The sequence below is a fragment of the Streptomyces sp. SBT349 genome (assembly GCF_001083795.1).
GTDB lineage: Bacteria > Actinomycetota > Actinomycetes > Streptomycetales > Streptomycetaceae > Streptomyces.
This window is the reverse complement of the sequence record NZ_LAVK01000293.1, coordinates 1-9,422: the sequence shown is the minus strand read 5'-3', so window position 1 is coordinate 9,422 and position 9,422 is coordinate 1. Positions and strand designations below refer to the sequence as shown.

11 protein-coding genes are annotated in these 9,422 nt (G+C 74.7%); 5 read left to right on the top strand and 6 right to left on the bottom strand.

Going from position 1 to position 9,422, the window contains the following annotated elements:
- Positions 1-997, bottom strand: a 997-nt coding sequence (locus tag ADY01_RS27455; protein WP_049578894.1) for a serine/threonine-protein kinase, incomplete at its 3' end; no start/stop codon positions are given.
- Positions 998-1,249: 252 nt separating this feature from the next.
- On the opposite strand from ADY01_RS27455, the gene ADY01_RS27450 reads away from it, so the two are divergent.
- Positions 1,250-1,900 (top strand): TetR family transcriptional regulator, encoded by a 651-nt coding sequence (locus ADY01_RS27450; protein ID WP_049578892.1) that lies wholly within the window; start codon positions 1,250-1,252, stop codon positions 1,898-1,900.
- A 180-nt stretch (positions 1,901-2,080) separates the two neighbouring features.
- Positions 2,081-3,217: a flavin-containing monooxygenase gene (locus tag ADY01_RS27445; RefSeq protein WP_234320432.1), complete on the top strand. Its 1,137-nt coding sequence runs from the start codon at positions 2,081-2,083 to the stop codon at positions 3,215-3,217.
- A 178-nt stretch (positions 3,218-3,395) separates the two neighbouring features.
- Here ADY01_RS27445 and ADY01_RS27440 read toward each other — a convergent pair whose 3' ends face one another.
- Positions 3,396-3,893: an ATP-binding protein gene (locus ADY01_RS27440; protein ID WP_049578900.1), complete on the bottom strand. Its 498-nt coding sequence runs from the start codon at positions 3,891-3,893 to the stop codon at positions 3,396-3,398.
- Between the two features lie 198 nt (positions 3,894-4,091).
- Positions 4,092-4,466, bottom strand: coding sequence for an STAS domain-containing protein (locus ADY01_RS27435; protein WP_049578888.1), 375 nt, complete (start codon positions 4,464-4,466; stop codon positions 4,092-4,094).
- Between the two features lie 220 nt (positions 4,467-4,686).
- Here ADY01_RS27435 and ADY01_RS27430 point away from each other — a divergent pair, with 220 nt between their 5' ends.
- Positions 4,687-5,268 (top strand): sigma-70 family RNA polymerase sigma factor, encoded by a 582-nt coding sequence (locus ADY01_RS27430; RefSeq protein ID WP_049578886.1) that lies wholly within the window; start codon positions 4,687-4,689, stop codon positions 5,266-5,268.
- Between the two features lie 152 nt (positions 5,269-5,420).
- Positions 5,421-6,614: a zf-HC2 domain-containing protein gene (locus ADY01_RS27425; protein ID WP_049578898.1), complete on the top strand. Its 1,194-nt coding sequence runs from the start codon at positions 5,421-5,423 to the stop codon at positions 6,612-6,614.
- Between the two features lie 64 nt (positions 6,615-6,678).
- On the opposite strand, the gene purU is transcribed toward ADY01_RS27425, so the two are convergent.
- From purU to ADY01_RS27410, 3 genes are read right to left on the bottom strand one after another with little or no spacing between them, the layout of a single operon-like run.
- Positions 6,679-7,542, bottom strand: coding sequence for a formyltetrahydrofolate deformylase (gene purU / locus ADY01_RS27420; RefSeq protein WP_049578884.1), 864 nt, complete (start codon positions 7,540-7,542; stop codon positions 6,679-6,681).
- A 24-nt stretch (positions 7,543-7,566) separates the two neighbouring features.
- Positions 7,567-8,013, bottom strand: a complete 447-nt coding sequence (locus ADY01_RS27415) for an SCO4402 family protein (RefSeq protein ID WP_049578882.1) — start codon at positions 8,011-8,013, stop codon at positions 7,567-7,569.
- Positions 8,014-8,063: 50 nt separating this feature from the next.
- A complete protein-coding gene (locus ADY01_RS27410) occupies positions 8,064-9,062 on the bottom strand; it encodes a hypothetical protein (RefSeq protein ID WP_053171265.1) in 999 nt (332 codons plus the stop codon).
- Between the two features lie 57 nt (positions 9,063-9,119).
- Here ADY01_RS27410 and ADY01_RS27405 point away from each other — a divergent pair.
- The coding region (locus ADY01_RS27405) for a hypothetical protein (protein WP_049578880.1) at positions 9,120-9,422 on the top strand (303 nt) is incomplete at its 3' end.

Below are 9,422 nucleotides of genomic sequence, written 5' to 3'. Positions count from 1 at the left end.
GAAGCGAGGGGGGCGGCGCCGGCGGCGGGGTGGTCGGCATCGGCGGCGGCGCGGAACGGGCGGCCACGGCGGCGTGCTGCACCTCGGGCGCCGGGATCTGCGGGCCCCGGCCGCGGCGGCTCTCGATCTGCGCGACGGCGCTCGGCGGGAGCCAGGCCGAGGCGCTGCCGCTGTCGTCGCTCGCGGCGAACAGGTGGGGCGCGAGCTGCGCCTGGAGATCGGCCGGGGACGGGCGGTCCTCCGGCTTGTGGACCATCAGCGACTCGATCATCCCGCGCAGCTCGTCGGGGAGGCCGGTCAGGTCGGGCCGCTCGCGCAGCAGCATGAACACGGTCTCCACCGGATTCCCCCCGTGGTAGGGAGGGTGGCCGGTGGCGGCGAAGACGAGCGTGGAGGCGAGGGAGAAGATGTCGCTCGCGCCGTTGACGCTGCGGGAGTCCCTGGCCTGCTCGGGCGACATGTACGCCGGGGTGCCGACGGCGACGTTCGTCATGGTGAGCCGCGTGTTCGAGACGCCGGAGGCGATGCCGAAGTCGATGACGCGGGGGCCGTCCTCCACCACCAGCACGTTCGACGGCTTGAGGTCGCGGTGGACCAGGCCCGCGCCGTGGATGGACTGGAGCGCCTCGGCGATGCCCGCGGCCAGCCAGCGCACGGCGCCCGCGGGCAGCGGGCCGCACTCGGTGACGATCTCCTCCAGCGAGGGGGCGGGCACATAGGCGGTGGCCAGCCAGGGCACGGCCGCCCTGGGGTCGGCGTCGACGACGGCGGCGGTGTAGAAGCCGCTGACCGCGCGGGCCGCCTCCACCTCGCGGGTGAAGCGCACCCGGAAGAGCTGGTCCTCCGCGAGCTCGCTGCGCACCGTCTTGATCGCTACCCGGCGGCCGGACGCGGAACGGGCCAGGTAGACCAGCCCCATGCCCCCGGCGCCGAGCCGGCCGAGCACCTCGAACGGCCCGATCCTCCTCGGATCGTGCTGCGTCAGCTGCTCCACCATGTGCTGGACACCTCCCCGTACGGGCGCAGATTCTCCGCCCCGTGCAGCATCTCATCGCCGCGCGGTACCGCGGACTCACGAGTCGATTCTTCCCCCCGGGACCGACAGTGGCGAACCCGGGGGTCTGGATTGAGGGAAATGTCCCCGATGACCCGATCAGCCGAAACCGCGCCGAACCGGCCATCTTCTCTCATCACCCCGATCGGATGCGATCAAATCGCGCCTAGATCACGCGTCGATAAGCTGACTGGCATGACAGGACAGGTGACAACCGTTGACGGCCGGGTCGCAGGGCGACGCGGTCAGGCAACGCGGCAGAAGCTCCTCGACTGCCTCGGCAAGATGCTGGGGACCTCTCCCTACCGGGACGTCAGGGTCATCGACGTGGCCCGCAAAGCAGGCACTTCACCTGCGACTTTCTATCAATACTTCCCCGATGTGGAGGCCGCGGTCCTGGAGATCGCGGAGGGCACGATCAAGGAGAGCGCGGAGCTCTCCGAGCTCGTCGCCGGCCGCTCGTGGACCGGCAAGGCGGGCCGGACGACCGCGGAAGAGCTGGTTGACGGCTTCCTTTCCTTCTGGCGAAAACATGACGCTATCCTGCGCGTTATTGACCTTGGAGCGGCCGAAGGTGACCGCCGTTTCGTCCGTATCAGGACCCGGGTGCAGGGCGCGGTCGTCAAGCCGCTGGCCGAGTCCATCGAGGGGATGCGCACCAAGGGCCGCGGCGCGGACCAGGGCCCCTCGCCCGCCGCCATCGCGGGCTCGCTGGTCACCATGCTGGCGGCGGTCTCCTCGCAGCCCAAGAGCCTCCAGGCGCTCGGCGCCAAGCAGGCCGAGCTGAAGCCGACGCTGACCCTGCTGGTGCACCTCGGCGTCACCGGCCGCAAGCCCGCCTCCTAGGGGCGCCGCGTCGGGGGCACAGCCCAGCAGCCTCCCCGGGCTCCGCCCGGGGGTGCCCCCACGGCTGGGGGGAGCCGCCGCCCGGCCCCTGTCTCCGGGACGGCGCCGTCCCCCGCCCACCGACCGGTCCGCCACCTCCGGTCCGCCACCTGATGAGTGGCGGACCGGCTGCGTATGCTCATGTCCATGCCGACGTCGCCCGTGCACATCATCGGAGCGGGCCCCGGAGGGCTCGCCACCGCCGGCGCTCTCGCCGACCTGGGGATCCGCGCCGTGGTGCTGGACAAGGCCGACGATGTCGGGGCCTCCTGGCGCGGCCACTACGACCGGCTCAGGCTGCACACCACCCGCCGCTGGTCCTCGCTTCCCGGCCTGCCCATCCCCCGCTCCGCCGGGCGGTGGGTGCGCCGCGACGACTTCGTGCGCTACCTGGAGACCTACGCGCGCCACCACCGCCTCGACCTGGCGGCCGGCGTCGAGGTCTCCCGCGTCGACCGGCCGGGACCCGACGACGAGTGGGTGCTGCACGCCAACGGCGGCCGCAAGCTGCGCGCCTCCGCGGTCGTCGTCGCCACCGGCTTCAACCACACGCCCCGGGTGCCGGACTGGCCCGGCCGCGAGACGTACACCGGCGAGTTACTGCACGCCGCCCGCTACCGGGACCCGGGACCGTTCGAGGACCGCGACGTCCTGGTCGTCGGCGTCGGGAACACCGGCGCCGAGATAGCCGCCGACCTGGCCTTCGGCGGGGCGGGCCGGGTCAGGCTCGCCGTCCGCACCGTCCCCCACATCCTGCGCCGCTCCACGCTCGGCTGGCCCTCCCAGGCCAGTGCCATCGCCTGCCGGCGGCTGCCGGCCGGGCTGGTGGACCGGCTGGCCCGCCCGGTCGAGCGGCTGCTGCCCGACCTCACCCCCTACGGACTGCCGCGCGCCCGCACCGGCCTGTACTCGCGGGTCCGCGAGGGCGCGATCCCCGTGCTGGACGCGGGCCTGGTGCGCGGCGTGCGCAAGCGGCGGATAGAACCGGTCGGCGCGGTCGTCTCGTTCGACGGCGACGCGGTCACCCTGGCGGACGGCGCGACCGTGCGCCCCGACGTGGTGATCGCCGCCACCGGCTACCGGCGGGGCCTCGAACCGCTGGTCGGCCACCTCGGCGTGCTCGACGGCCGGGGCCGCCCCCTGGTGCACGGCCGCGAGACCCACCCGGCGGCGCCCGGCCTCTTCTTCACCGGCTACACCAATCCCATCAGCGGCATGCTCCGCGAACTGGCCAGGGACGCCCCGAAGATCGCCACCGCCATCACCCGCCGGCTCTGATCCGGCCCCCGCGGGGGCGGGGAAGCCCCTCCCCGTGCGGGGAGGGGACCCGGTGATCGCGCACTCGCCGAGGACCAGCCTCGGCGTCCCCTCGCCGCGGATCACCCGGTTCCGCCGACCCGGCCTCCAACGCGCCGGACGGAACCCTTCCTTAGGGTGATCAAGCAACCACGCCACGTCAATACCTGGCCGGAACCTTGCCGCCGACCTCCGGCGCCTGACCGCCCCGCCGCGGCGGCTCCACGGCACGCGCCTCCGCGGGGGCGCAGTCCAGCTCGCACCACACGCGCTTGCCCGGCCCCTCGGTCTGCCAGCCCCACCGGTCGGCCAGCACCTCCACCAGTTCGAGACCGCGCCCGCAGGTCTCCTCGTCCTCGGCCCGCCGGGGCCTGGGCGCGCGGCCGTCCCGGTCCACGACCTCCAGGCGGACCGGAACGTTCCTGCCGGGGGCGGGCTGCCGTCGCACCGCGAGCCGGAGCACCGCCGGCCTGCCGGTGTGCACCACGGCGTTCGTCACCAGCTCCGAGACGAGCAGCACCAGGGTGTCCTTCTGCGCCTCGTCCGGGCGCGCGGGGCAGGGCTGCCCCCGTCCCAGCTGCGCCCGCACCCACCGGCGGGCCCTGCCCACCTCGGCGGGCTCGGGGGCGACCTCCAACTGCTCTTCCAGCTCCTGCACCGTGCACACGCTCCGAACCGGGCGGACAAATCCCCTCACACCGAGGCACAACCCCGGCTCAGCACAGCATGATTGACGGGCGAGTCGGACAACAAGTGCTTGAGGAATATTCCGGCGCAAAGGAGTAAGCCAGGGGCGAACTGTGCGACCCCCCTCGCGCGCCGGCTCGAACACCGAGGGGGCGGGCGCGGCACCGGGTCAGGCCGAGAGCGGCGTCCCCGTCTCCCCCGCGGCGGCCTGAAGATCGGGATAGCAGTCGAACAGACGGCGCACGCCGAGGGCGGCGAGCACGCGGTTGACGTGGGAGCCGTCCTCGGCGCCCTGGGCCGGGAGGATCAGCCGGAGCTCACCGGCGCACGAGCGCATCAGACGGCGCGCGGCCACCAGGACCCCGACGCCGCTCGAATCGCAGAAGAGCACCTCGGAGAGGTCGAGCACCAGGTGTCTTCGTCCGTCGGCCACCGCGTCGTGGACGCGCTGGCGCACGCCGGGTGAGGTGGCGATGTCCAACTCGCCGACGACCCGCAGCACGGTCCACTCCCCCCGTTGCTCGCCCTGCACCTTCAACGTCACGCGCCGGGGCCCCTTCTGTGATCCTCTGTGCCTGTCCGTGTCCGTTTTCCTTCTCTCCCTGTGCGCCCTGCCCAGTTTCGTGGCCGTCACGCGTCCCACGCCCCTCGGACGGTGAACCCCCTTGGCGGGGGCGCGCGTCGACAGCACCGCACACTACATTTGACGTACGAGCAGGGCCGGAGGTTGTCGTACGGCGGAGCCGAGCGGGTATGGAGGCCGGATGGCGCACGAAACGCCGCCGCACTGGGACCGCGACATGCGGCAGCGGCTCCACCTCGGCGAGGCGGCGGCCCTGGCCGAGCTCTACGACCGGTTCGCCTCGTTGGCGTTCGGCATCGCCCAGCGGATCCTGGACAACACCCCGGACAGCGAGGCCGGGGCCGGCGACGTGACCCGGGAGGTCTTCGCCCGCCTCTGGGAGTCGCCCCACGACTTCGAGCCCGAGCGCGGCCCGATGCGCTCCTGGATCGCCGCCGAGGCCCACCAGGCCGCCGTCGACCTGCTGCGCGGCAGGACCGCCGGCGGCGCCCCCGGCGACGCCGCGGGCGCCGAGGCGCAGGTCCGCGCCGCCTCCACCGCGGCCCGCGCGGACTACATCGTGACCGCCATGCCGGCCCCGCTGCGCGACGCGCTCGAACTCACCCACTTCCAGCGCCAGGACTACCGGCGGATGGCCGAGCGCCTCGGGATCAGCGAGGCGGAGGCCCGCAGACGGCTGCGCCTCGGGCTCCAGCTCCTCTCCTCCGCCGCCGGGTACCCGGCGGGCGGCCGCGGAGAGCCGCCCGCCCGGGGGACACGGTGACCACGCCCTCCGCCGGGGACGGCGACCAGGCCGCGCCGTGGCCCGCCGACGCCGCCCGCGTCCCCGTGCCCCGCGCGCCCCGCGGAGGCGCTCACCAGGACACCGGGCCCTCCCGGGCTTCGCCCCCTCGCCGGCGGGAGGCGGGCGAGCCCATGTCCGCCGCTTCGGGCCCGCGCGACCACCAGGACGTGGGGGCGCTCCTCGGCGCCTGGGCGCTGGCCGCGTGCTCCCCCGGCGAGGCCGAGCGCGTCGAGGGGCACCTGGGCGACTGCGGCCCGTGCGCCGACGAGGCCCTGCGGCTGCGGGACGCGGCGCTGCTGCTCGAACCGCAGCGCAGCCTCGACCTCGACCCCCACCTGCGGCTCCGCGTGCTGGAAGGCTGCCTCTCCCGCCGCCCGGCGCGGCAGCCGCTGCCCGCGTGGGCGGCGCCCTTCGACCAGGAGACGGCGCGGCTCGACGCGCTGCTCAACGACATGGCCGAGGACGAGTGGGCGACGCCGGTCGAGCTGCGCTGGTTCGAGGGGAACACCTGGGGCAGCAGGGCCACGACGGTGGCGGGCGTGGTCGGCCATCTCCTCGCGGTGGACGGGCTGCTGGCGCGGGCCGCCGGGCTGCCCGACCCGCCCCCGCGGGCGGCGTCCCCCGCCGCGGACGACCAGGACGGGCCGGGGACCGAGGGGGCGCTTCCGGTGGAACGCACGCTGGCGCGTTGGCGCGCGGCGGGCGCGGGCGACTGGCCGGTGTGGCGGGAGCAGTCGCGGGCGCTGCTGCGCACCGCGGCCGTGCTCGGCGGGGAGCCGGGCCAGCGGACCATCCCGCGCTCGGCCCTGGGCGACGAGGGCCGCTTCCCCGGGGAGGGCGACGCGGTGGCGCTGTCGGACGCGTTCCTCGACCGCGCGTTCGCCTGCTGGGTGCACGCGGGGGACATCGCCGAGGCGGTCGAGTACCCCTATGACCCGCCGTACGGGCCGCATCTGCGGCTGCTGGTCGACCTGGCGGCGCGGCGGCTGCCCGCCAGCATCGCGTCACGGCGGCGCGCGGGGCTCGCGATCTCGCCCACGCGCCTGACGCGGGTGGGCGCGCCGGGGCGCACGCTCCATCTGGAGGTGGAGGGCTCGGGCGGCGGCCACTGGTTCATCCCGGTCGACTCGCCCGCGGCGGGCGTCTCGGGCCCCGGCGAGCGGGGCGCGGCGGAGGCGGTGGCCCATGTGGCGCTGGACGACGTGGTCTTCTGCCAGCTCGCCGCCGGGCGGACGACCCCGGAGGAGGCCGCCTCCGGCATGGAGGGCGACCCGGCGCTCATACACGACGTGCTCTCGGCCGCCGCGGCGCTCTCGCGCCTGTGAGCCCGTGAGCCTGTGAGCTGGTAAACGCCGGGGGCCGGGGCCCGGGGGCCCGGAGTGCCGCCGCTCAGGCGAAGACCACCGTGCGGGAGCCGTTGAGCAGGACGCGGCGCTCGCTGTGCCACTGCACCGCGCGGGCCAGGGCCTGGCACTCCACGTCCCGGCCGACCGCGGCGAGCCGGCGCGGGGTGACGTCGTGCCCGACGCGTTCCACCTCCTGCTCGATGATCGGGCCCTCGTCCAGCTCGGCCGTCACATAGTGCGCCGTCGCCCCGATCAGCTTCACGCCCCTGGCGTGCGCCTGGTGGTAGGGGCGTGCGCCCTTGAAGCTCGGCAGGAACGAGTGGTGGATGTTGATGATGCGGCCGGGCAGTTGCTTGCAGAGGTCGTCCGAGATGACCTGCATGTAGCGGGCGAGGACCACCAGTTCGACCTTCTCGCTCTCCACGAGGGACAGCAGCCGCGCCTCCGCCTCCGCCTTGGTCTCGGCGGTGACGGGGATGTGGTGGAACGGGATCGCGTAGGAGGCGGCGAGCTCGGCGAAGTCGGTGTGGTTGGAGACGACGGCGGCGACCTCGATGGGCAGGGCGCCGATCCTGGTGCGGAAGAGCAGGTCGTTGAGGCAGTGGCCGAACCTGCTGACCATCAGCACCACGCGCATCTTCTCGTCGGCCGGGTGCAGCTGCCAGTCCATGCGGAACGCCTCCCCGACGGCCGCGAAGTCGGCCCTCAGCCTCTCCGGGGTGACGGGCCCGACGGCCGAGAAGTGCACGCGCATGAAGAACAGGCCGGTGCCGCGGTCACCGAACTGCTGGCTGTCCTCGATGTTGCAGCCGGCCGTGAACAGGAAGCTGGACACGGCGTGCACGATGCCTGGCCTGTCCGGGCAGGACAGGGTCAGCACGTACTCGTCTCGTTGCTCGGCGGTCATGGTGCCCTAGCCTGGCACAGCCGCTCAGACGATGTGCATCGCGGCGGCCAGTTCGTCCAGGGAGCGCGGGGGCGTGTCGGGGTCGTCGCCGTCGCCGGCCGCGAGCCGCACATGCGCCTCGCGCGCCGCGCGCACCGCCTCGGACCAGCCGTGGTGCTGGAGGTACGCGGTGACGGGGGCGTCGGCGCCGACCTGGTGCATGATCCGCAGCACCCGCAGCACCGCGACGTCCACCAGCGCGGCCTCCTGGCTGTCCCGGAAGACGGTGCCGACGTATTTCTCGGCCGACCAGTTGTCCAGCCAGGTGTCCTCGACGAGGCGGTAGACGGCGTCGGTGATGTCGCCGTAACCCGGTACGCCGGGCACCCAGCAGTTCTGGTGGAACGCGGGGTCGGAGAGCATGTGCAGCGCCGAGCGCACATTGGTGCGCCAGCGCCACCACGGCATGTCGTTGAGCGGCATGCCTGCCATGGTGGGGGAACGGCGCCCGTGTCGGGAAGACCTTTCGGAAGCCTGTGCGGTCACAGCTGGGTCGCCGCCCTCTCCGGCAGGCCGTGCTCGCCCGCCACCGGGTTCCAGAGCCCGGCCGCGCGCTCCTTGGCCTCGGTCGCACGACCGCTGGCGGCGTCGCCCTGGGACGCGCGTTCGGTGTGGGCGGCCTGACCGCCCCGGCACACCTGGGGGTTGGTCCTGGCCTCGTCCGCCCAGACCGCGTAGTGCTCGTCGGCCTCGGCCGACGCCCGCCACGCCTCGGTCAGCGCCGTCGACAGCGCCGCGCCGTCGGGGATCTGGTCGACCGCCAGCTCCTCCAGGCGCGTCACCAGGCCGTTGCGCTGCTCCGCGGCGGCTCGCAGGTCCGCGGCGGCCTGGGGAAGGCGGTCGCACCCCTTGATGTCGGCGACGGCCTGGATGACCGAGTCGCGGCTGTCGTTGCTGTCGTCGAGCAGGGCGGAGAGGGCCTCGGCCTGCTCGGCGGCGCCCTCGCCGTCCGGAGGGGCGGCCTCGGGGCCCGGCTCCTCCTCGCCCTCGGGGGCGCTCGCGCTGTTCTCCGGGGCCGGTTCCTCCCCGCCGTCGCCGCCTCCGCTGAGCGCGGCGCCCGCGCCGAGCCCGAGGACGGCGCAGCCGATGACGACGGCGGCGATGACCAGGGCGGGGGAACGCCGCCGGCCCGCGGTCCCCCGGGAGGGCGGTGGCTGCCGCGGGTCCTGCGGGGTGTGGGAGGCGGCGGTGCGGAAGAGGTTGTCGAAGTCGTCGGGAACGGTGGGCATGGCCTGGGTGGCCTGCATGTTCTGGTCGTTCTGGGCGCTCTGCGCGTTCTGGGCACGCTGCGCGTGCCGCATGCCCTGCCCCGGCCGCGGGCCGGGGGCGGGCGCCGTGACCACCCGCAGCTTCGCCGTCGCCTCGGGGTCGCCGCCGCCGTCCGCCGGGACGGGCGGGATGAGCTGGGTCGCCCCCTCGCTGTCCACCCGGCCGGGTCCGGGCCCGGCCGGCACGGCTCGTATCTGCGTCGTGGTCTCCACCTGCGGTATCAACGCGGTGGCCTCCTCGTCGCCGCCGGCCGCGGGGAGCGCGGCCCGGTGCCGCCCGGCCCGCGAGCCCGGTCTCTGGTCCTGCCCCTGCCCCTGCCCGTGGTCCTGGCCGTGGTCCTGCCCCTGCCCGTACGCGGGATCCTGACCCGGCGCCTGGTGCGGAAGCTGGTGCGGCGCCTGACCCGGCGCTCGGTGCGGAAGCTGGTCCTGGGCCTGACCCGGGGCCTGGTGCGGAAGCTGGTGCGGCGCCTGACCCGGTGCCTGGTGCGGGGGCTGGTCCGGGGCGAACGGTGGCTGCCCGGCCGGGGGTGCGCCCTGCCCGAAGGTGGCGCCGGGCGGGGGTGCCAGGGG